18 protein-coding genes are annotated in these 20,318 nt (G+C 70.1%); 10 read left to right on the top strand and 8 right to left on the bottom strand.

Annotated features, from left to right (window positions below):
* Positions 1-6 precede the first annotated feature (6 nt).
* The gene (xseA, locus tag HF024_RS12530; protein ID WP_168690893.1) at positions 7-1,275 is read right to left on the bottom strand and encodes an exodeoxyribonuclease VII large subunit; all 1,269 of its coding nucleotides are present in this window, start codon (positions 1,273-1,275) and stop codon (positions 7-9) included.
* Between the two features lie 99 nt (positions 1,276-1,374).
* Here xseA and HF024_RS12525 point away from each other — a divergent pair, with 99 nt between their 5' ends.
* Positions 1,375-2,403, top strand: a complete 1,029-nt coding sequence (locus HF024_RS12525; RefSeq protein ID WP_085371150.1) for a 4-hydroxy-3-methylbut-2-enyl diphosphate reductase — start codon at positions 1,375-1,377, stop codon at positions 2,401-2,403.
* 9 nt (positions 2,404-2,412) lie between these two features.
* On the opposite strand, the gene HF024_RS12520 is transcribed toward HF024_RS12525, so the two are convergent.
* Positions 2,413-2,796 carry a helix-turn-helix domain-containing protein gene (locus tag HF024_RS12520; RefSeq protein ID WP_085371131.1) on the bottom strand — a complete coding sequence of 128 codons (384 nt, stop codon included), beginning with the start codon at positions 2,794-2,796 and terminating at the stop codon, positions 2,413-2,415.
* A 95-nt stretch (positions 2,797-2,891) separates the two neighbouring features.
* Between HF024_RS12520 and HF024_RS12515 the strand changes: the two genes are divergently transcribed.
* Positions 2,892-3,761 (top strand): SDR family oxidoreductase, encoded by an 870-nt coding sequence (locus tag HF024_RS12515; RefSeq protein WP_168689750.1) that lies wholly within the window; start codon positions 2,892-2,894, stop codon positions 3,759-3,761.
* A 100-nt stretch (positions 3,762-3,861) separates the two neighbouring features.
* On the opposite strand, the gene HF024_RS12510 is transcribed toward HF024_RS12515, so the two are convergent.
* On the bottom strand, positions 3,862-4,593 hold the full coding sequence (locus HF024_RS12510; RefSeq protein ID WP_168689749.1) for a DUF6264 family protein: 732 nt from the start codon (positions 4,591-4,593) through the stop codon (positions 3,862-3,864).
* Between the two features lie 63 nt (positions 4,594-4,656).
* Positions 4,657-5,685: a class II fructose-bisphosphate aldolase gene (fbaA, locus tag HF024_RS12505; RefSeq protein ID WP_085371128.1), complete on the bottom strand. Its 1,029-nt coding sequence runs from the start codon at positions 5,683-5,685 to the stop codon at positions 4,657-4,659.
* 209 nt (positions 5,686-5,894) lie between these two features.
* On the opposite strand from fbaA, the gene glpX reads away from it, so the two are divergent.
* Entirely contained in the window at positions 5,895-6,896 is a 1,002-nt protein-coding gene (gene glpX, locus HF024_RS12500) for a class II fructose-bisphosphatase (RefSeq protein WP_085371127.1), read from the top strand.
* A gap of 9 nt (positions 6,897-6,905) precedes the next feature.
* Here glpX and rmuC read toward each other — a convergent pair whose 3' ends face one another.
* A complete protein-coding gene (rmuC, locus tag HF024_RS12495) occupies positions 6,906-8,270 on the bottom strand; it encodes a DNA recombination protein RmuC (RefSeq protein ID WP_168689748.1) in 1,365 nt (454 codons plus the stop codon).
* Between the two features lie 115 nt (positions 8,271-8,385).
* Between rmuC and iolC the strand changes: the two genes are divergently transcribed.
* The 7 genes from iolC (at position 8,386) to HF024_RS12460 (ending at position 16,837) form a co-directional block, all read left to right on the top strand.
* Positions 8,386-9,375 (top strand): 5-dehydro-2-deoxygluconokinase, encoded by a 990-nt coding sequence (iolC, locus tag HF024_RS12490; RefSeq protein WP_168689747.1) that lies wholly within the window; start codon positions 8,386-8,388, stop codon positions 9,373-9,375.
* A complete protein-coding gene (locus tag HF024_RS12485) occupies positions 9,362-10,264 on the top strand; it encodes a deoxyribose-phosphate aldolase (RefSeq protein WP_247597104.1) in 903 nt (300 codons plus the stop codon). The genes iolC and HF024_RS12485 overlap by 14 nt, the downstream gene beginning before the upstream one ends.
* A gap of 113 nt (positions 10,265-10,377) precedes the next feature.
* Positions 10,378-11,883 carry a CoA-acylating methylmalonate-semialdehyde dehydrogenase gene (locus HF024_RS12480; protein ID WP_168689746.1) on the top strand — a complete coding sequence of 502 codons (1,506 nt, stop codon included), beginning with the start codon at positions 10,378-10,380 and terminating at the stop codon, positions 11,881-11,883.
* Positions 11,884-11,891: 8 nt separating this feature from the next.
* The gene (gene iolB / locus HF024_RS12475) at positions 11,892-12,896 is read left to right on the top strand and encodes a 5-deoxy-glucuronate isomerase (protein ID WP_168689745.1); all 1,005 of its coding nucleotides are present in this window, start codon (positions 11,892-11,894) and stop codon (positions 12,894-12,896) included.
* Between the two features lie 14 nt (positions 12,897-12,910).
* Positions 12,911-14,794 carry a 3D-(3,5/4)-trihydroxycyclohexane-1,2-dione acylhydrolase (decyclizing) gene (gene iolD / locus HF024_RS12470; protein ID WP_210724090.1) on the top strand — a complete coding sequence of 628 codons (1,884 nt, stop codon included), beginning with the start codon at positions 12,911-12,913 and terminating at the stop codon, positions 14,792-14,794.
* Positions 14,795-14,832: 38 nt separating this feature from the next.
* Complete coding sequence (locus HF024_RS12465) at positions 14,833-15,750, top strand: sugar phosphate isomerase/epimerase (protein WP_168689743.1); 918 nt, start codon at positions 14,833-14,835, stop codon at positions 15,748-15,750.
* 70 nt (positions 15,751-15,820) lie between these two features.
* Entirely contained in the window at positions 15,821-16,837 is a 1,017-nt protein-coding gene (locus tag HF024_RS12460) for a Gfo/Idh/MocA family oxidoreductase (RefSeq protein ID WP_168689742.1), read from the top strand.
* A gap of 154 nt (positions 16,838-16,991) precedes the next feature.
* Here the strand turns inward: HF024_RS12460 and HF024_RS12455 are convergent, their stop codons facing one another.
* From HF024_RS12455 to HF024_RS12445, 3 genes are all read right to left on the bottom strand, one after another.
* On the bottom strand, positions 16,992-18,419 hold the full coding sequence (locus tag HF024_RS12455) for a sugar porter family MFS transporter (protein WP_281727764.1): 1,428 nt from the start codon (positions 18,417-18,419) through the stop codon (positions 16,992-16,994).
* A gap of 311 nt (positions 18,420-18,730) precedes the next feature.
* Complete coding sequence (locus HF024_RS12450) at positions 18,731-19,453, bottom strand: GntR family transcriptional regulator (protein ID WP_247597439.1); 723 nt, start codon at positions 19,451-19,453, stop codon at positions 18,731-18,733.
* Between the two features lie 108 nt (positions 19,454-19,561).
* A complete protein-coding gene (locus HF024_RS12445; RefSeq protein ID WP_168689740.1) occupies positions 19,562-20,143 on the bottom strand; it encodes an exonuclease domain-containing protein in 582 nt (193 codons plus the stop codon).
* Positions 20,144-20,318: the final 175 nt, after the last annotated feature.

Here is a 20,318-nt window from a genome sequence, read left to right as displayed (position 1 = left end):
TCCATTCTATTTGTCTAGCTGGGGGCTTGCTTCGTGAGCGGCATCCGGATGACCGGCCGGCGACGGGATGGGGTCTCCGGCGGTCGCGGCGACGGCCCCGCCGGAGACGGTGAGGCGCAGCCCCGTGCCGGACGGCATCTCCTCCGGAGCGGTGACGACGTGCCCGGAGGCGAGTTGCACGATGGCGTAGCCGCGGTCGAGCGTGCCCTGGGGCGAGAGCGCGCGCAGCTGGCCGCGCAGCTCGGCGACCCTGGTGGCCTCCCGGTCGACGCGGCGTTCGACCAGTTCGGCGCCGCGGGCGACGAAGCGGGTGAGCTCCTCCGACCGGGAGTCGACGATCCAGCTCGACGACGCGAGCGACGGCCGGGTGCGGAGGTGACCGATGCGGTCGATCTCCGCGGCGATCATGTGCGTCACGCGCATCCCGATGCGGGCGCGGGCCTGCTGAACGCGGGCCAGCTCCTCCGCGACGTCCGGGACGACGCGCTTGGCGGCGTCCGTCGGTGTGGATGCACGGAGGTCGGCGACTTCGTCGAGCAGCGGCCGGTCGGCCTCGTGGCCGATGGCGCTGACGATCGGGGTGACCGCTGCCGCCGCCGCCCGGACCAGGACCTCGTCGGAGAAGCCGAGCAGGTTCTGGAAGTCCCCTCCGCCGCGGGCGACGATGATGACCTCGACCTCGGGGTCGGCGTCGAGGGTGCGGATGGCGGCCGTCACCTCGGAGACCGTCCGCTCGCCCTGCACGGCGGCGTACACGGTGCGGAATCGCACCTGCGGCCAGCGCAGCTGCGCGTTGCGGAGCACGTCCTTCTCCGCGTCGGAGTCCTTGCCCGTCACGAGCCCGATGGTGTGCGGGAGGAACGGGAGGCGCTTCTTGCGCTCGGGGGCGAAGAGGCCCTCGGCGGTGAGCTGCTGGCGGAGGCGTTCGAGGCGTTCGAGCAGGTCGCCGAGGCCGACGTGGCGCATGTCGAAGACCTGCATGGTGAGGGTGCCGCCCTTGACCCAGAAGTTGGGCTTGATGGCGGCGATCACGCGGTCGCCCTGCTTGAGGTCGGCCGGGATGCGCGCCTTCACCGACGACCAGATCGTGAAGCTGACCGTCGCATCCTCGTTGAGGTCTTTGAGCTTGCCGTAGACGTTGCCGCCCGAGACGCCCCACTGGGTGATCTCGCCCTCGACCCAGGCGGTGCCGAGGCGCTCGATCCAGCCGCGGATCTTGCCGGCCAGGGTCGCCACCGGCCACGGAGCGTCTGCCGTCGGCGGCCCGACCTCCATCGACGGTGCGCGGGTCGTGTCCGTCACCGAGCCTCCCAACCAGTGTTCAGCGCACTCACCTAGGATCGAAGGGTGAGCGACGCAACCATCAGCCTTCCGATGCCGAGGATTCCCGGTGCGCGAGGCCGGCTACAGGATACCCCGGTCGTCGGACACAAGCGGGTCCTGCTGGCCGCACCCCGTGGATACTGCGCGGGTGTGGACAGAGCGGTGATCGCCGTCGAGAAGGCGCTCGCGCTCTACGGCGCGCCCGTCTACGTCCGCAAGCAGATCGTCCACAATGTGCACGTCGTGTCCACGCTGGAACAGCAGGGCGCGATCTTCGTCGACGAGGTCGGCGAGGTGCCGGAGGGCGCGCACGTCGTGTTCAGCGCCCACGGTGTGTCGCCCGCTGTGGTGCAGGCCGCATCCGACCGCGGGCTGCAGGCCATCGACGCCACCTGCCCGCTGGTCACCAAGGTGCACCGCGAGGCCGTCCGGTTCGCCCGCGACGACTTCGAGATCCTCCTGATCGGCCACACAGGCCACGAAGAGGTCGAGGGGACTGCCGGCCACGCGCCGGACAAGGTCACCCTGGTCAACAGCCCGGACGACGTCGACACCATCACGGTGAAAGACCCGGACAAGGTGGTGTGGCTCTCGCAGACCACGCTCTCCGTCGACGAGACGATGGAGACGGTGCGCCGCCTGCGCGAGCGCTTCCCGAATCTGCAGGACCCGCCCAGCGACGACATCTGCTACGCCACCCAGAACCGCCAGGTCGCGATCAAGAAGGTCGCGGAGCAGGCCGACCTGGTGATCGTGGTCGGCTCGGCCAACTCGTCCAACTCGGTGCGTCTGGTGGAGGTCGCCCTCGAGTACGGCGCAAAGGCCGCATACCGGGTCGACTACGCCAGCGAGGTCAAGCAGGAGTGGCTCGACGGCGTGGCCACGGTCGGTGTGACGAGTGGAGCATCCGTGCCGGAGGTGCTGGTGCAGGAGGTCCTCGACGACCTGCGCGGCGCCGGATACGGCGACGTCCAGGAAGTGAAGACGGCGGAGGAGGACCTGATGTTCTCGCTGCCGAAGGAGCTCAGGAAAGACCTCGCAGGCAACCAGGATGCGCGCGCGCTCGGCGGACGCCGCTGACGCAGCCCGCTAAGCGCTTTCCGCCTGCGGTGCGACGATCTCGTCGGCGTTGGCAGCGATCCAGGACATCAGCGGCAGCAGGTGCTCTGTGAGGTCGCGGCCGCGCTGGGTGAGGCTGTAGTCGACCCTGGGCGGGATGGTCGGCTGGGCCGTGCGCAGCACGAAGCCGTCGCGCTCCAGGGTGCGCAGCGTCTGGGCGAGCATCTTCTCGCTGATGCCCTGCACGGTGCGGCGCAGTTCGCCCCAGCGGAGGTCGCTCTGGGAGAGCGCGACGAGCACGAGCACGCCCCAGGTGCTCGTGACGTGGTTGAGCACGACACGGGTGGGGCAGGCGGACGGAAGCACGCCGTCCGTGAAGCCGAAGCCGTTCAACGTCTGAAAACTGGTGTCCACGTCAGTAACTTACCAAAAAGTGGGTACCCTCCATCGGGAAGTATCAGGATGCGGCCGTGGTTGGCTGAGATGACCGACCGAAAGGAAACTTCCCCATGACCATCGTCGTCACCGGTGCCACCGGCCATCTCGGACGCCTCGTCGTCGAATCCCTCCTCGAGCGCGGGGTCCCCGCCACCGACATCCGCGCGCTGGGACGCTCCGCCGAGCGGCTGGCCCCGCTCGCCGACCTGGGCGTGCAGACCGCGACCATCGACTTCGAGAAGCCGGACACGCTCGCTTCCGCCTTCTCCGGCGCCGACGCCCTCCTCCTCGTCTCCGGCAGCGAGGTCGGCCAGCGCGTGCAGCAGCACGCCAACGCCATCGACGCGGCCGTCGCAGCCGGTGTGGGACGCATCGTCTACACCAGCGCGCCGCACGCCGACGACACCGACCTCGTCCTCGCGCCGGAGCACACGGCCACCGAGAAGCTGCTCGCCGAGTCCGGGCTGCCGGTGACCATCCTGCGCAACAACTGGTACTCCGAGAACTACGTCGGCCAGCTCGACACCGCGGAGGCGACGGGCGAGATCGTGTCCAGCGCCGGCGACGGCCGGGTGGCCAGCGCCAGCCGTGCAGACTACGCGGACGCCGCGGCCGTCGTGCTCAGCACGCCCGGCCACGAAGGCGCCGTCTACGAGCTCTCGGGCGACGAGGCGTGGTCGTTCGCCGAGCTGGCCGAGGCGGTGTCCGAGATCGTCGGACGGCCCGTGGTCTACCGCGCGGTGAGCCCGGAGGAGCACACGAGCATCCTGACCGGTGCCGGCCTGGACGACGGCACGGCCGGGTTCGTGGTCGCGCTCGACGGCAACATCCGCGACGGCGCCCTCGCCGACGCGACGACGACGGTCAGCGACCTGATCGGACGCCCGACGACGCCGATCGCCGACACCCTGCGCGCCGCGCGCGACCAGGCTGCCGCGTAACAGCATCCGGAGACGGCATCCGGAGACGGAGAACGGCCCGGCGCGGGATGCGCCGGGCCGTTCGTCGTCCGGGTCAGGAGCGCGGGTCGTGGCGCGGACGTCAGGGGGTCGGCGTTCCGGACGGCGTCGGCGTGAGCCCGCTGTAGAAGTCGATCAGCACCGGGTCGGTGAGCAGCACGGCCGACATGAAGCCGAGCAGCGCGATCAGGGCGACGACGCCGGCGATCAGCGGGATGTAGAACGCCATCCTGCGCTTGACGAGGAGCCAGACCGACAGGCCGGTGGAGATGGCCCAGATCAGGCCGACGGTGATGGCTCCGGCGATCAGGGTGCCCTGCACGGAGCCTGCGGGGGTGTAATCGCCGAGGTTCTCGTTGGTGTGCATGAGCTGCATCGCGGTGGGAAGGGACAACAGGCCGCCGATGGAGTTCGTCGCCCCGAAGAAGCCGAAGACGATGAGCACCACGGTGACCGTCATGTTCCAGCGCGGCGCGTCGGAGCGCAGCTGGGGGCTCTGGCCGTTCTGCGGGTGCTGAGGGTGCGGGTAGAGGTTCTGCGGGTGCTGACCCTGCGAGTGCTGCTGGTTTTGCGGGTTCTGCGGATTCTGCGGCCCGAACCACGGGCTGTCGGCGTGCGGGGCGCGCTGGTCCGGACCGGCCGCTGTGCGCTGCCCGGCGTCGCCGTGCTCCCCGTAGCGGTCGGGTTCGGCGGTGGGATGCGTCGTGTCCAGCCGGTTCGCATCCGCCGGCGGATGCCACACCCAGCCCTCGGGGGCGAGCTCGCCGTATTTGGGGCGCGGTCGCTCGTCCGGTCTCTGTTCGTCGTCGGCCATGCCGGCCGCCCTCCCTGGATATGACACGGCGGCCGGAGCGCGAGCCCCGGCCGCCGCGGTGGACTACTTGCCGGAGTGTCCGGCGGAGCCGAGCTGCTGGGTCGCCTCGATCACGCGAGCAGCCATCGCCGTCTCGGCGACCTTGCCCCACGCGCGCGGGTCGTACAGCTTCTTGTTGCCGACCTCGCCGTCGACCTTCAGGACGCCGTCGTAATTCTTGAACATGTAGTCGGCGATCGAACGGGTGAACGCGTACTGCGTGTCCGTGTCGATGTTCATCTTGATGACGCCGTTGGCGACCGCCTCGGCGATCTCGGCGTCGGTCGAGCCGGAACCGCCGTGGAAGACCAAGTCGAGCGGCTTCGGGCCGTGACCGTACTTGGCCGCGAGGCCGTCCTGGATGGTCTTCAGCAGCTCGGGGCGCAGCTTGACGTTGCCCGGCTTGTACACGCCGTGCACGTTGCCGAAGGTGAGGGCGGCCATGTATCGGCCGTTCTCGCCCAGGCCGAGGGCCTCGACGGCCTTCTCGACGTCGGCGAGGGTCGTGTAGAGCGCCTCGTTGGAGCCCTCGTGCTGCACGCCGTCCTCTTCGCCGCCGACGACGCCGATCTCGACCTCGAGGATGGCGTTGATGGCCTTGGTGCGCTTGATCATGTCCTGCGCGATCTCGAGGTTCTCGGCCAGCGGGACGGCCGAGCCGTCCCACATGTGGGACTGGAAGATCGGGTTGCGTCCGGCGCGGACCTCCTCTTCGGAGGCGGCGATGAGCGGCAGCACGAAGCTGTCGAGCGCGTCCTTCGGGCAGTGGTCGGTGTGCAGCGCGACGGTGATCGGGTAGTTCTTCGCGACCTCGGTGGCGAACTTGGCGAACGCGATGGCGCCCGCTGCGCGGTTCTTGACCGTCTGGCCGGCGAAGTAGTCGGCGCCTCCGGTGGTCACCTGGATGATGCCGTCGCTGCCGGCCTCCGTCAGGCCCTGGAGGACGGAGTTGATCGTCTGCGACGACGACACGTTGAACGCGGGATACGCGAATCCACCGGCCTTCGCCTTGTCGAGCATTTCTGCATATTGGTCCGGCGTGGCGATGGGCATTACAGCTCCTTGAAGTCGAAGTGTCGAACGAGTCTCATCATACCGAGCCGCCGGGAGCGGCCCCGGCCGGTGCTCGGAGCGCAGTTGGCGCGCATCCCGGGTGAACGTTCGTGCGCTTTCCGTGGCCCCGCGATGCCGCGCCGATACACTGGCAACGCCGATAAGCAGCGTCGACGCCGACGCACCGAATCCGTCCGGGAGGACCCATCATGATCAGCACTGACACCGCATCCCTCTACCTGCATCCAGACAGGAACCTGGCTATGGAGCTCGTCAGAGCGACGGAGGCTGCGGCCATCCGGGCCACCCCTTTCATCGGCCGGGGTGACAAGAACGCGGCGGACGGCGCGGCAGTGGATGCGATGCGCAAGTTCCTCGGAACGGTCAACTTCGACGGGCTCATCGTGATCGGCGAGGGCGAGAAGGACAACGCGCCGATGCTGTTCAACGGGGAGCATGTCGGCAACGGCCGGGGACCGGCGGTGGACATCGCGGTCGACCCGATCGACGGCACGTCGCTGACCGCCGCCGGACGCCAGAACGCGCTCTCGGTGATCGCGGTCTCCGACCGGGGATCGATGCTGGATGCGTCGAGTGTCTTCTACATGGACAAGATCGTCACGGGGCCGGAGGGCTTCGGCGTCGTCGACCTGTCGCAGTCGATCGGGGACAACATCCGGGAGCTGGCGAAGGCGAAGGGCAAGCCGGTCGGTGAGGTGCGCGTCGCGGTGCTCGACCGTCCGCGTCACGAGGGACTGATCGAGGAGATCCGCGCGGCGGGCGCCGGAACCAGGCTGATGCTCGACGGCGACGTCGCCGGCGGCATCAATGCTGCCCGCTACGAGTCGCGCATCGACATGTGCGTCGGCATCGGCGGCAGCCCGGAGGGCATCACCACCGCCTGCGCGATCAAGGCGCTCGGCGGCTTCATGCAGGGCAGGCTCGCTCCGAAGGACGACGCGGAGCGCGCGGGCGGCATCGCGGCCGGGCTCGACATGGACCGCATCTACGGCGCGGACGACCTGGTGAAGGGCGACAACACGTTCTTCGTCGCGACCGGCGTCACCGACGGCGGCCTCGTGGAGGGCGTCCGCCGCAAGGGCCCCATCATCCGGACCGAGTCCATCGTGCTGCGCTCGAAGTCGGGCACGATCCGCCGCGTGATCGCCGACCACCTCGCCGCCAAGTGGCTCGAGGCCGACCAGCTGTAGCCGGACGGGTCAGGCGGAGCGGCGCTCGGGGAGGGCCGGGGCGTCGGAGTCGGCGTCGTCGCCGAGTTCGGCGACGAGCTCGAAGGCGGTGAGCTCGCGGGGCGACTCCTCGATGCCCTCGAGGACGCCGATCATCTTGGACTCGTCCAGGGCGTTCAGCTTGCGGGCGGCCGGGAACACCTGGCGTTCGAACGAGCCGACGAAGCCGTTGTAGTCCTTGACCGTGCGTTCGAGCGAGCGGCCGAGCTTCTCGATGTGCGTCGCCGTGGTGGACAGGCGCGTGTAGAGCGTGCGGCTCAGGTCGAAGAGCTGCTTCGCCTCCTGGGTGAGAACATCCTGCTGCCAGCTGAACGCCACCGTCTTCAGCACCGACCAGAGCGTGACCGGCGAGGCGAGGGCGACGCGCTTGCTGAACGCGAACTCCATGATCGAGGGGTCGGCCTCCATCGCCGACGACACCAGAGACTCGCTCGGGATGAACGCGATCACCAGCTCGGGGGAGGAGTCCAGGCCCGTCCAGTACGCCTTGTTGCCGAGGGCCGTGATGTGGTCGCGGACGGCCTTGACGTGCTGCTTGAGCAGCGCATCCCGCTGTGCGCCGTCTGCGCCGGTGGCGGTCGCCGGGATCTGGCTGGCCTCCAGGTAGGCGTTGAACGGCACCTTGGCGTCGAGCGCGATGGACTTGCCGCCGGGCAGGTGCACGATCATGTCCGGACGGCCTGCGCCCGACTCCGACTGGATGCTCGACTGCACGCTGAAGTCCACGCGCTCGATGAGCCCTGCCGCTTCGACAACGCTGCGCAGCTGGGTCTCTCCCCAGACGCCGCGCGTGCTGTTGGAGCGGAGCGCGGACGCCAGCGACTCCGCCGTGCTGCGCAGGCGCTCCTCCGACTCGGTGGCCGACTTGAGCTGCTGCGCGAGTTCGCCGTGCTGCTGGTTGCGCTGCGATTCGAGCTCGGCGACCTTCTTCTGCATGTCGCTCAGGCTTTCGCGCACCGGCGCGAGCGCCTGCAGGACCTTGCTCTCCGCGCGCTCCCGCTCGGTCTGCGCCTGCGCCTCGACCCGGTGCCGCTCGACCAGCTCGCGGTACTGCAGCTGGTGCGAGATGACCTGTTCGCGCAGCGAGTCCGCCGTGGCCTGAGTGGCCGCGAGATCCTGCCGGATCTCCGCCTGGACAGCCGCCTCCGCCGCCCGCAGCTCCGCAAGCTCTGCCGCGTGCCGTGCGGCGACGACCGCAGGGTCTTCCACCGGCGCGGAGGGCGCGACAGCCTCTGCGCGGCGGCGCAGAAGCGTGGCGACGGCGTACCCGCCGACGCCGGCGCCGATGACCAGGCCGGCGAGGAGTCCGAGGAGGAGGGAGAGGATGGGGTCCATGCTTCGAGTGTGACAGGGGCCTCCGACACTGGGAGGTTGCGCGCAGGGCACGCCGTGAATAGGCTGTCCATGTCACTATGTCAGGACATGAAACGCGAAGGGCAGCCACCGAGGGATGACCACCACAGACAGCGCGGTCGGCACGGCAGAGCCGCCCTTCGACGTGCTCGCCATCGGCAGGGTCGGCGTCGACCTCTATCCGCTGCAAGACGGCGTCGGCCTCGAAGAGGTCAGCACCTTCGGCAAGTACCTCGGCGGCAGCGCGACGAACGTCACGGTCGCCGCCGCCCGGCACGGACGCCGCTCGGCCATCGTCACGCGCACGGGAGAAGACCCGCTCGGCCGCTACGTGAGCGCGGAGATCGCCAGGCTCGGCGTCGACAACCGCTTCGTCTCCACGGTGCCCGGCCTCAACACCCCGATCACGCTCTGCGAGATCTTCCCGCCGGACGACTTCCCGCTCTACTTCTACCGCGAGCCGATCGCGCCAGACCTGGTGATCGAGCCGTCCGAGCTCGACCTCGGCGCCATCCGGGATGCGCGCATCTTCTGGGCCACCGTCACCGGCCTGTCGAAGGAGCCGAGCCGTTCATCCCACCACGCGGCGTGGGATGCGCGGGGCCGCGCGCCGCTGACCGTCCTCGACCTCGACTACCGGCCGATGTTCTGGTCGTCGCCCGCCGAGGCCACCGCGGAGGTGTCCAGGGCGCTTGAGAAGGTGACGGTCGCCGTGGGAAACCGCGAGGAGTGCGAGATCGCCGTCGGCGAGTCCGACCCGCAGCTGGCTGCGGACGCGCTGCTCGATCGCGGGCTCGACCTCGCCGTGGTGAAGCAGGGCCCGCGCGGCGTGCTCGCGAAGACCAGGATGGAGACCGTCGAGGTCGAGCCGTTCCCCGTGCAGGTGGTCAACGGCCTCGGCGCGGGCGACGGCTTCGGCGGTGCGCTCTGCCACGGGCTGCTGGCCGGCTGGCCGCTGGAACAGGTCATCCGGTTCGCCAACGTCGCCGGCGCCATCGTCGCCAGCCGCCGCGAGTGCTCGACGGCCATGCCGACGACCGCGGAGGTCGACGCCCTGCTGGAGGGAGCATCCCGTGGCACCCGTTGACGGACCGATCAGCGCTGCGGACTTCGACAGGCTGCGCAGGATCAGGGCGGCGGAGCCGGCGAAGATCGCGGAGGCGCTCGCCGGCCGCCAGACCCGCGACCTGCTCACCGGCGACGAGCGCCTCTTCATCGTCGCCGCCGACCACCCGGCCCGCGGCGCGCTCGGCGTCGGCTCCGACCCGCGCGCGATGGCCGACCGCTACGACCTGGTGCAGCGCCTCGCCTCCGCCCTGGAGCGCCCGGGCGTCGACGGCGTGCTCGGCACCCCGGACATCATCGAAGACCTGGCCGTCCTCGGACTCCTCGACGGCCGCATCGCGGTCGGCTCGATGAACCGCGGAGGGCTGCGCGGCGCCAGCTTCGAGATGGACGACCGTTTCACCGCCTACGACGTGGATGCGCTGGTCGCCGCCCGCCTCGACTTCGCCAAGCTGCTGGTGCGGATCAACCTCGCCGACGACGCCACGGCGGCAACGCTGGCCGCCTCGGCCGACGCCGTCACCGCCGCGGCGGCCGCGCGCCTGCCGATCATGCTCGAACCGTTCATGAGCGCGTGGGAAGCAGGCCGGGTCGTCAACGACCTGTCGACGGATGCGGTCATCACGTCGGTGGCCATCGCATCCGGTCTCGGGGCCAGCTCGGCATACAGCTGGCTGAAGCTGCCGGTGATCGACGACATGGCCGCGGTGATGTCGGCCACGACGCTGCCGACGCTGCTGCTCGGCGGCGATCCCGTGCCGGGAGCCAAGCCGGGATCGGCGCACGACGCCTGGGCGGGCGCCATCGACCTGCCCGGCGTGAAGGGGCTGGTCGTCGGCCGCACCCTGCTCTACCCGGAGGACGGCGACGTGCCGTCCGCCGTCGACCGGGCGGCCGCCATCGTGCACTGACCGTCACCACCCCCGCGCACCGCAGCATCAGCATCATCCGCAGCAACGCACCACCCCGCACCATCCCGGCACAGCGTCCGGCCACGAACCATCCGCGAAGGAGCATCAGCACCATGTCAGACACCGAGCTTCCCGTCATCCCGCACTACATCGGCGGGCGGCGCACGCCCAGTACCAGCGGGCGGCTCGCGCCGGTCTACGATCCGGCGGTCGGGCAGCCGAGCGCGCACGTCGGACTGGCGGACGAGGCGGAGGTCGCCGCGGCGATCGACTCCGCTGCCGCGGCGTTCCCCGGCTGGCGCGACACCTCGATGGCGCGGCGTCAGCAGGTCATGTTCGCGTTCCGCGAGCTGCTGAACGCCCGCAAGGGCGACCTCGCGGAGATCGTGACCAGCGAGCACGGCAAGGTCGTCTCCGACGCGCTCGGCGAGATCACCCGCGGCCTCGAGGTGGTCGAGCTCGCCACCGGGTTCCCGCACCTGATCAAGGGCGAGCACTCCGAGAACGTGTCGACCGGCGTCGACGTGTACTCGCTCAAGCAGCCGCTCGGCGTCGTCGGCATCGTGAGCCCGTTCAACTTCCCGGCGATGGTCCCTCTCTGGTTCCTGCCGGTGGCCATCGCGGCCGGCAACGCGGTGGTGCTCAAGCCGAGCGAGAAGGACCCTTCGGCCGCGGTCTGGCTCGCCGAGCTGTTCACCGAGGCGGGACTGCCGGACGGCGTCTTCACGGTGCTGCAGGGCGACAAGGTCGCCGTCGACGGCCTGCTCGAACATCCGGAGGTGCAGGCCATCTCGTTCGTCGGGTCCACGCCGATCGCCCGCTACATCTACGAGACCGCTGCCAGGAACGGCAAGCGCGTCCAGGCTCTCGGCGGCGCCAAGAACCACATGCTCGTGCTCCCGGATGCGGACCTCGACCTAGTCGCGGACGCTGCGGTCAACGCCGGTTTCGGGTCGGCGGGCGAGCGCTGCATGGCGATCAGCGTCGTCGTGGCCGTCGAACCCGTCGCCGACGACCTCATCGCCAAGGTGAAGGAGCGCGTGGCCGGCCTGCGCGTGGGAGACGGCCGCCGCAACTGCGACATGGGACCGCTCATCACGCGCGAGCACCGCGACAAGGTCGCGTCGTACATCGACGTCGCCATCGCGGATGGCGCCGACGTGGTCATCGACGGTCGCGGCATCGAGGTCGACGGCGCAGCGGACGGGTTCTGGCTGGGACCGACGCTGATCGACCGGGTGAGCCGCACCTCCCGGGTGTACACCGAGGAGATCTTCGGCCCGGTGCTGTCGGTGGTGCGCGTCGCCAGCTACGAGGAGGGCGTCGAGCTGATCAACTCCGGGGCGTTCGGAAACGGCACGGCGATCTTCACCAACGACGGGGGAGCGGCGCGCCGGTTCCAGAACGAGGTGCAGGTCGGCATGATCGGGATCAACGTGCCCATCCCCGTGCCGGTGGCGTACTACTCGTTCGGCGGGTGGAAGCAGTCGCTGTTCGGGGACGCGAAAGCGTACGGTGTGCACGGCTTCGACTTCTTCACCAGGGAGAAAGCCGTCACCAGCCGCTGGCTCGACCCGAGCCACGGCGGCATCAACCTCGGATTCCCGCAGACCAAGTAGGAGCAGCGATGCGCAACGGCAGTGAGTGGGTCTACGGCCCCGGCGACCTCGCGGAGGACGGCTGGGAGTCGGTGGTGGATGCGCGCATCCCGGGCTGGCAGCACACCGGCCTGCGTGTCGCCGCGCTCGACGGCGGCACCGTCGCGCTCGCCGCGGGCGACGTGGAGCGGATGATCGTGCCGCTGGCGGGCTCGTTCACGGTCGAGTACGAGGAGCCGGGGGCCGAGCGGGCGACGCAGAGGCTGGCCGGGCGTGCATCGGTGTTCGACGGTCCGACGGATGTGCTCTACCTCGGCGCGGGAACGGCGGCGACCATCGGCGGGCACGGTCGGGTCGCGGTGGCCGAGGCGGTGACGGCGGCGGGCGCCGGGTCGGGCGCGGGCGCTGGGGAGCGTCGCGCTGCCGCGTACCTTCCGGCGTCTGCGGTTCCCGTCGAGCTGCGCGGCGGAGGACAGTCGAGCCGCCAGGTGCACAACTTCGGGGTGCCCGGGGCCCTGGATGCGGCCACGCTGATCGCCTGCGAGGTGATCACGCCGGCGGGCAACTGGTCCTCGTACCCGCCGCACAAGCACGACGAGCACCGGCCGGGCGTCGAATCCCGCCTGGAAGAGATCTACTACTTCGAGACGGCGGTGACGCGCGGGGTGGATGCGCCGGCAACCGCTGCGCCGTTCGCCGTGTTCGCGACGTATTCGTCGGGGGAGCGGCCGATCGCCATCGACGCGCGCGTGAGCAGCGGGGACATCGCGCTCGTGCCGCACGGATACCACGGGCCGGCTGTCGCCGCGCCCGGCTACGACCTCTACTACCTCAACGTGATGGCCGGCCCGGATGCGGAACGCTCCTGGCTGATCACCGACGACCCGGCGCACGGATGGGTGCGCCAGACCTGGGAGGCGGAGGGGATGGATGCGCGGCTTCCGTATCTGCCGGATCGCGCCGCATCCACCGCACCCGAGCCCACCGCGACCCCCGCATCCACCCCCGCATCCAACGAAGGAGCAGCCCTGTGAGCGGCACCAAGCGCATGACCGTGAGCCAGGCCATCGTCGAGTTCCTGGCCCATCAGTGGACCGTCGACGGCGACCACCGCGAACGCACCATCGCCGGCACCTTCGGCATCTTCGGGCACGGCAACGTGGCGGGGATCGGGCAGGCGCTCAAGCAGTATTCCGTGCAGGACCCGGCGTTGATGCCCTACCACCAGGCGCGCAACGAGCAGGCGATGGTGCACGAAGCCGTCGGATACTCGCGCCTACGGAGGCGGAGGGGGACGTTCGCCTGTGCCGCGTCCGTCGGGCCCGGCGCGACCAACATGCTCACCGGGGCAGCGCTCGCCACCACCAACCGGCTGCCCGTGCTGCTGCTCCCGTCCGACACCTTCGCCACCCGTGTGGCCGACCCCGTGCTGCAGCAGTTGGAACTCCCGCACGACGCCTCGATGAGCGTCAACGACGCGTTCAAGCCGCTGTCGCGCTTCTTCGACAGGATCGTGCGCCCCGAGCAGCTGTTCTCCGCCGCCCTCGGCGCCATGCGGGTGCTGACCGATCCGGTCGAGACCGGCGCCGTCACCATCGCGCTGCCGGAGGACGTGCAGGCGGAGGCGCTGGACGTCCCGCTGGAGTTCCTGGCCGACAGGGAGTGGCACGTGCGCCGCCCCGTGCCGGAGCGCGGTGCGCTCGCCCGCGCCGTCGAGGCCATCGCCGCCGCAGAGCGGCCGATCATCGTCGCGGGCGGAGGCGTGATCTACTCCGACGCGGCCGCCGAGCTGCGGGCGTTCGCCGAGGCGACGGGCATCCCGGTCGGCACCACGCAGGCCGGGGGCGGCGCGATCGCCTGGGACCACCCGCTGTCGCTCGGCAGCATCGGCTCCACCGGCACGTCTGCCGCCAACCGGCTCGCCGCGCAGGCCGACCTGGTGATCGGGGTCGGCACGCGCTACAGCGACTTCACCACCGCATCCCGCACGGCGTTCGCCAGGGACGGGGTGCGTTTCGTCAACGTCAACGTCGCGTCGTTCGACGCATACAAGCACGGGTCGACGCTTCCCGTGATCGCCGACGCCCGCGAGGCGCTCGTCGCCCTCCGCGACGCGCTCGCCGGCTTCGCGACGCCGTCCGGCTACCGCGACGAGATCGCGCGCGAGAAGCGGGCCTGGGATGCGCTGGTCGACGAGAGCTTCGTCGACCGCAAGCTCGACCGTCCGTCGCAGACCGAGATCATCGGCGCGGTCAACGCCGCGAGCGACCCCCGGGATGTGGTGGTCTGCGCCGCCGGATCGCTGCCGGGCGACCTGCACAAGCTGTGGCGGGTGCGCGACGACCTCGGCTACCACGTCGAGTACGCGTTCTCCTGCATGGGCTACGAGATCGCCGGAGGGATGGGCGCCAAGCGTGGCGCAGGCGACCGCGACGTGATCGTGATGGTCGGCGACGGCTCGTACCTGATGATGCACACCGAGCTGGTGAGCGCGGTGGCGGAGGGCGTGAAGATCATCGTCGTGCTCATTCAGAACCACGGCTACGCCTCCATCGGGCACCTCAGCGACACGGTCGGATCGCAGCGCTACGGCACGCGGTACCGGTTCCGCGATGACGCGGCGAACGCGTTCGACGACGGTCCGGCACTCCCGGTCGACCTCGCCGCGAACGCGGCCAGCCTCGGCGTCGACGTGATCCGGGTCGAGCCGAGCGCGAACGCGATCGCCGACCTCACGGCGGCAGTCGCGCAGGCCAAGGCGGCGAGCGGACCGACCCTCATCCACATCAACAGCGACCCCCTGCTGTTCTCGCCGGACGGCGAAGGCTGGTGGGACGTGCCAGTGGCGGAGGCGTCCGAGCTCGACAGCACCCGCGCAGCGCGCGATGCGTACGACGAGCAGAAGGCGCGGCAGCGGCCCTACGCCGGCTGAGGCGCTCCCAGAACATCCCGAGCAGCACGAGGAGAACGATGACAGACAGCACCCCCGCCCTGCGGATCGGCACCGCCCCGGACTCGTGGGGCGTCTGGTTCGCCGATGACCCGAAGCAGATTCCGTGGCAGCGCTTCCTCGACGAGGTGGTCGCCTCCGGCTACACCTGGATCGAGCTCGGGCCGTACGGCTATCTGCCCACCGACCCGCACCAGCTGGAGGACGAACTCGGCTCGCGCGGACTGAAGCTATCCGCCGGAACGGTGTTCACCGGCTTCCACAAGGGGGAGGACCAGTGGCAGCGGGCATGGGACCAGGCGCTGCAGGTCGCCGGGCTCGCCACCGCGCTCGGCGCGGAGCACCTCGTCGTGATCCCGGATCTGTGGCGCAGCGACGCCACCGAGGAGGTGCTCGAGAACCGCACGCTCGACGACGAGCAGTGGGCGAAGCTCGCCGCCGGCCACGACAAGCTCGGCAAGGCGCTCCTGGAAGAGTTCGGGATGCACCAGCAGTTCCACTCGCACGCCGACAGCCACGTCGGAACGTACGGCGAGGTCGAGCGGTTCCTCACGGAGACCGACGCCGCGTACACGAACCTGTGCCTCGACACCGGGCACTTCTCCTACTACCTCGGTGACAACCTGAAACTCATCCGGGCGTATCCGGAGCGCATCGGCTACCTGCACCTCAAGCAGGTGGACACCGACATCCTCGCCGACGTGCTGAAGAACGACGTCCCGTTCGCCACGGCGGTCGCCCGCGGCGTCATGACGGAGCCGCCGGCCGGCGTGCCCGACTTCGCGCCGATCATCGAAGCCGTCAGCGCCATCGACCAGAACATCTTCGCCATCGTCGAGCAGGACATGTACGGCACCGACATCGAGCGTCCGTACCCGATCGCGAAGCGCACCCGCGACCACATCTTCGGATGCACGCGGCACGCCCGGCAGGACTGACCCGGCCCGCGCGGCCGAAGGCATACACGCTCCACCCACACCGCTCACCGCACCACCGAAAGAGACCAGCATGACCACAGAACCGCTCCGGATCGCCGTCGTCGGCGCCGGGATCATGGGCTCCGACCACATCAGCCGCATCGCCGGGCGCATCACCGGCGCCGAGGTCGCGGCCGTCGTCGAGCCCGACGCCACCCGGGCGGCGGCCGCCGCGGCGGGAGCGCCCGGTGCCGTCACGCGCAGCCGCATCGAAGACGCCCTCGAACACGACGACATCGACGCCGTTATCATCGCGACGCCCGGACCGTTCCACGAATCCGTGCTGCTGCCCGCGCTCGACGCCGGGGTGGACATCCTGTGCGAGAAGCCGTTGACGCCGGACTCCGAATCGTCGCTGCGCATCCTGGAGGCCGAGCAGAAGACGGACCGTCCGCGCATCCAGGTGGGGTTCATGCGGCGGTTCGACGAGGAGTACCTGCAGATGAAGGCCCTCATCGACTCCGGCGACGCCGGCGCTCTGCTCGCGCTGCACTGCGCGCACCGCAACCCGTCGACACCTCCCGGGTACACCGAGACCATGCTGATCACCGATTCCGTGGTGCACGAGATCGACGTCGTGCCATGGCTGGTGGGGGAGCCGATCGCGGCCGTCGAGGTGCGGAAGCCGCGGCGGAACTCGCTCGCTCCCGAGGGACTACGCGAGCCGCAGCTGGTGCTGCTGGAGACCGCATCCGGTGTGCTGGCGGACGTGGAGATCAGCGTCAACATCCAGTTCGGCTACCAGGTGACCACGGATGCCGTGTTCGAGCGCAGCGTCGCCGAGATCGGCCGCACGTCGGGCATCGCCCGGTGGGTGAACGGAGCGTTCCGGCAGGCCGAGCACCTGACGTACACGACGCGGTTCGCCCGCGCGTACGACACCGAGGTGCAGCGGTGGGTGGATGCGGTGCGCCGCGGCACGATCGACGGACCGAGCGCCTGGGACGGCTACCTCGCCGCCGCCGTCTGCGAAGCGGGCGTGTCCGCGCAGGCCTCCGGGACCCGGGTCGAGGTCAGCTACGTGCCGCGTCCCGCGTTCTACGCCTAGGCGGCTCAGCGCCGAGAAACCAGTAACTGCCGCGCATCCGGAGGGATGCGCGGCAGTTGTTGGTTTCGCGCTGCTCGGCGTTCGTGCTGCTCGGCTTTCGCGCTGCTCGGCGTTCGTGCTGCTCGGCGTTCGCGCTGCTCAGCTTTCGCGCAGCTCAGCGCCGGAGCTGGAAGTCGCGTTCGAGGGCTTCGAGGGAACGGCCGCGGGTCTCAGGAAGGCAGAGCTTCACGAAGACGACACCGCCGATGCCCACCGCGAAGAACAGGAAGAACGTGGTCGAGATGCCCAGCGCATCCACCAGCTGCGGAAACAGGAAGCCGACCACGAAGTTCGTCAGCCAGAGCACCAGGGCGGCCAGGCCGAAGGCGAAGCCCCGGATGCGCGCCGGGAAGATCTCGGCCAGCATCAGCCAGGTGACCGGCGACACGGCGCCCTGCTGGAATGCCAAGAACGTGATCGTGAGACCGAGCACCACGAACGGAAGGGCGGGGGAACCGTCCAGGGTGCTCGAGAAGACGCCGACCAGGAGGAGCGACACGGTCGTGCCGACGAGTCCGGTGAGCAGCATCGGGCGGCGCCCGACCTTGCCGAGGAGCCAGATGCCGACGAACGTGGCGAGCACCGAGATGACGCCGTTCGCGATTTGGCCGACCAGCGCGGCCTGCTGGTCGAAGCCCGCCAGCTGCAGGATCTGCACGCCGTAGTACATGATCGAGTTGACGCCGGTGAGCTGCTGCACCATCGCGACGCCGATGCCGATCAGGAAGATGCGGCGCACCCACGGCACGGCCAGCTCGGAGAACGCGGAGCGCTCGGGAGCGGTGCCCGGGTTCTGTGGCGCGGCGTGCGCCTGGATCTCGTCGAACTCGGCCGACGCCTCGTCCTGCTCGCGGACGCGACGCAGGGCGGCGAGCCCCTCGGCGAAGCGGCCGTGCAGTATGAGCCAGCGCGGGCTCTCCGGGAGCACGAGCATCCCGAAGTAGAGGATGACGGCGGGGATGGACGCGACGGCGAGCATCCAGCGCCAGACGCCGTCGTTGCCGGGGAAGAGGGACGCGATCAGCGCGTTGACGGTGAACGCGGCGAGCTGGCCGCTGACGATCATCAGCTCGTTCTGAGTGACCAGCCGGCCGCGGCGCGCGGCGGGCGACATCTCGGCCAGGTAGAGCGGGACGGTCACGGATGCGCCGCCGACGGCGATGCCGAGGACGAAGCGCGCGGTGACCAGGACGGCGATGCTCGGCGCGACCGCGCAGCCGACCGCGGCGACGAAGAACACCGCGGCCAGCCAGAGGAGGAGCGTGCGCCGGCCTCTGCGGTCGGCGATGCGGCCTCCGGCGAACGATCCGAGCGCGGCCCCGACGAGGAGCGACGACACGACGATGCCCTCCTGCAGCGGCGTGAGCGCGGCGTCGGCGAACCGCATGAACGGCAGGGCGCCGCTGATGACCCCGGTGTCGTAGCCGAACAGCAGGCCGCCGAAGGTGGACAGGACGGTCACGGTGCGGAGATAGCGGCGGCTCGGCGACGGTATCCCGCCCCCTGCTCTGGGCGATGCGGTGGACGTTGTTGGTTCTGACACGGGCGCTCCCTTGCGTTGTGGTGCTTTGTCAGGACATTATTACGTCAGTTCTGAAGTGTTAGCAAGGGAGTGGTCAGATGTATACCACTGCGGATAAATATGCTGGCTGTTAGGGAAATCGGGCGCGCGGACGAGATGCCACTATCTGTCGCGCATCCCGGGCGTTTCGCGACAGTTACTGGCATCTCGGCGGCTGGGCGGGGTGGCCGGAGGCCGGATGGGGCAGGCCAGCCGGATGGGGCAGGGCGGCCGGATGGGGCAGGGCGGCCGGATGCGGGAGGGCCGGTGGCCGGACGCCGCAGGCCAGCGGCCTACTTGTCGACGAGGGTGATCTCGAAGGAGTAGAGGTCGGGGCGGTAGCAGTGGTGGCCGAACTCGACGGCCCTGCCGGAGTTGTCGTAGGCGGTGCGGTCCATGCTGAGCACCGGTCCGCCCTCGTCGATCTCCAGCAGCGTGCTCTCCTCCGCGGACGCGCGGCGCGCGCCGATCCGCTGGCGGGCGACGCGCATGGTGGTGCCGCGCCCGCGCATCAGCTGGTAGAGGCCGTGGGCGGCCAGGTCGGCCTCGGTGATGTCGACGAAATCGGACGGCAGATAGTTCTCCAGCACGCCGACGGGCACGCCGTCGGCGCTGCGCACCCTGCGCAAGTGCAGGACGGGACTGGACGCGTCGAGGTTGAGGAGTTCCCCGATCAGGGTGCCTGCCGGGATGACCTCGTGCAGCAGCAGCGCGGTCTCCGGATGTTTGCCGTCGCGGGCGAGGTCGTCGTAGAGGCTGGTCAGCTCCACTTTCCGGGTGACCGGGCCGTGCACGACCTGGGTGCCGATGCCGCGGCGGCGTACGACGAGGCCCTTGTCGACCAGTTCCTGGATGGCGCGGCGGACGGTGGGTCTTGACAGGCCGAGGCGCTCGCCGAGCGCGATCTCGTTCTCCAGCCGGGATCCCGGGGGCAGTTCGCCGTCGACGATGGCGTTCTCGATCCGGGTGGCCACCTGGAAGTAGAGCGGAACGGGGCCGGCATGGTCGAGGTCCATGAAGAGGTGCTGCGGGAGGGAGCCGTCGCTCTGGGGCACCGAAACCTCGATCATGTCAGGACAAATGGTTTGGTCCGACATTAGCACCAGCGGGCCGGCGCGGCAGGGTCAGGCGGCCTGCGGGGTGCCGATCCTGCCGAGGCGGGAGCCCGTGCTCGCGGCGAGCTCGTCGATGGTGGCCGCTCCGTGACGGCGGGCGGCGTGCACGATGATCGCGGCGCACGCTTCGGCGTCGGCGAGGGCGTCGTGGTGGTGGAAGTCCTCGAATCCGGCGGCCATCGCGGCGACCGGGAGGCGGTAGGAGTCGAGCGTGTACGTCCTGCGGGCCACCTGCAGGCTGCAGAGGTAGCTGTAGTCGGGGCAGGCGACGGCGGTGGCGGTGCAGGCCGCGCGGATCACGCCCATGTCGAAACCGGCGTTGTGGGCGACGAGGTAGTCGTCCTCCGCGAAGGCGATCAGGTCGGGAAGCTGGTCTATCCACCCGGCGGCGCCGACGACGTCCTCCGCACGGATGCCGTGGATGCGCGTGTTCCACTCCTGGAAGAAGTCGTGTCCCATCGGCGGCTGGATGAGCCACCCCACCCGGTCGACCACCTTGCCGTCCCGCACCTTGATCAGCCCGACGGAGCAGGCGGACGCCGCACTCCCGTTCGCGGTCTCGAAGTCGATAGCGGTGAAGTCCAGTGGCACGGGAACATGCTCGCACGGCCCACCGACGCCGCCGGGATGCGCGGGCGGTGTGCCGCGGATGCGTGCGGTCGTTGGGTGCGCATCCACTGGCTGGGTGCGCGGTGCGGGGGCGCGCATCCACTGGCCGGATGCGCGGTGCCCACCCGCGCATCCACCGTCGCGGCGCGCGTAGCAT

It is taken from the genome of Leifsonia sp. PS1209 (assembly GCF_012317045.1).
Classification (GTDB): domain Bacteria; phylum Actinomycetota; class Actinomycetes; order Actinomycetales; family Microbacteriaceae; genus Leifsonia.
Note: the sequence above shows the minus strand (reverse complement) of the source record. Positions and strands in the feature narration are given on the sequence as shown.

Excerpts from the sequence above, each read along its gene's own strand:
- xseA (WP_168690893.1), bottom strand. The coding sequence starts at position 1,275 with ATGGAGGTCGGGCCGCCGACGGCAGACGCTCCGTGGCCGGTGGCGACC.
- HF024_RS12525 (WP_085371150.1), top strand. The coding sequence starts at position 1,375 with ATGCCGAGGATTCCCGGTGCGCGAGGCCGGCTACAGGATACCCCGGTC.
- HF024_RS12515 (WP_168689750.1), top strand. The coding sequence starts at position 2,892 with ATGACCATCGTCGTCACCGGTGCCACCGGCCATCTCGGACGCCTCGTC.
- HF024_RS12510 (WP_168689749.1), bottom strand. The coding sequence starts at position 4,593 with ATGGCCGACGACGAACAGAGACCGGACGAGCGACCGCGCCCCAAATAC.
- fbaA (WP_085371128.1), bottom strand. The coding sequence starts at position 5,685 with ATGCCCATCGCCACGCCGGACCAATATGCAGAAATGCTCGACAAGGCG.
- glpX (WP_085371127.1), top strand. The coding sequence starts at position 5,895 with ATGATCAGCACTGACACCGCATCCCTCTACCTGCATCCAGACAGGAAC.
- rmuC (WP_168689748.1), bottom strand. The coding sequence starts at position 8,270 with ATGGACCCCATCCTCTCCCTCCTCCTCGGACTCCTCGCCGGCCTGGTC.
- iolC (WP_168689747.1), top strand. The coding sequence starts at position 8,386 with ATGACCACCACAGACAGCGCGGTCGGCACGGCAGAGCCGCCCTTCGAC.
- HF024_RS12480 (WP_168689746.1), top strand. The coding sequence starts at position 10,378 with ATGTCAGACACCGAGCTTCCCGTCATCCCGCACTACATCGGCGGGCGG.
- iolB (WP_168689745.1), top strand. The coding sequence starts at position 11,892 with ATGCGCAACGGCAGTGAGTGGGTCTACGGCCCCGGCGACCTCGCGGAG.
- iolD (WP_210724090.1), top strand. The coding sequence starts at position 12,911 with ATGACCGTGAGCCAGGCCATCGTCGAGTTCCTGGCCCATCAGTGGACC.
- HF024_RS12465 (WP_168689743.1), top strand. The coding sequence starts at position 14,833 with ATGACAGACAGCACCCCCGCCCTGCGGATCGGCACCGCCCCGGACTCG.
- HF024_RS12460 (WP_168689742.1), top strand. The coding sequence starts at position 15,821 with ATGACCACAGAACCGCTCCGGATCGCCGTCGTCGGCGCCGGGATCATG.
- HF024_RS12450 (WP_247597439.1), bottom strand. The coding sequence starts at position 19,453 with ATGGACCTCGACCATGCCGGCCCCGTTCCGCTCTACTTCCAGGTGGCC.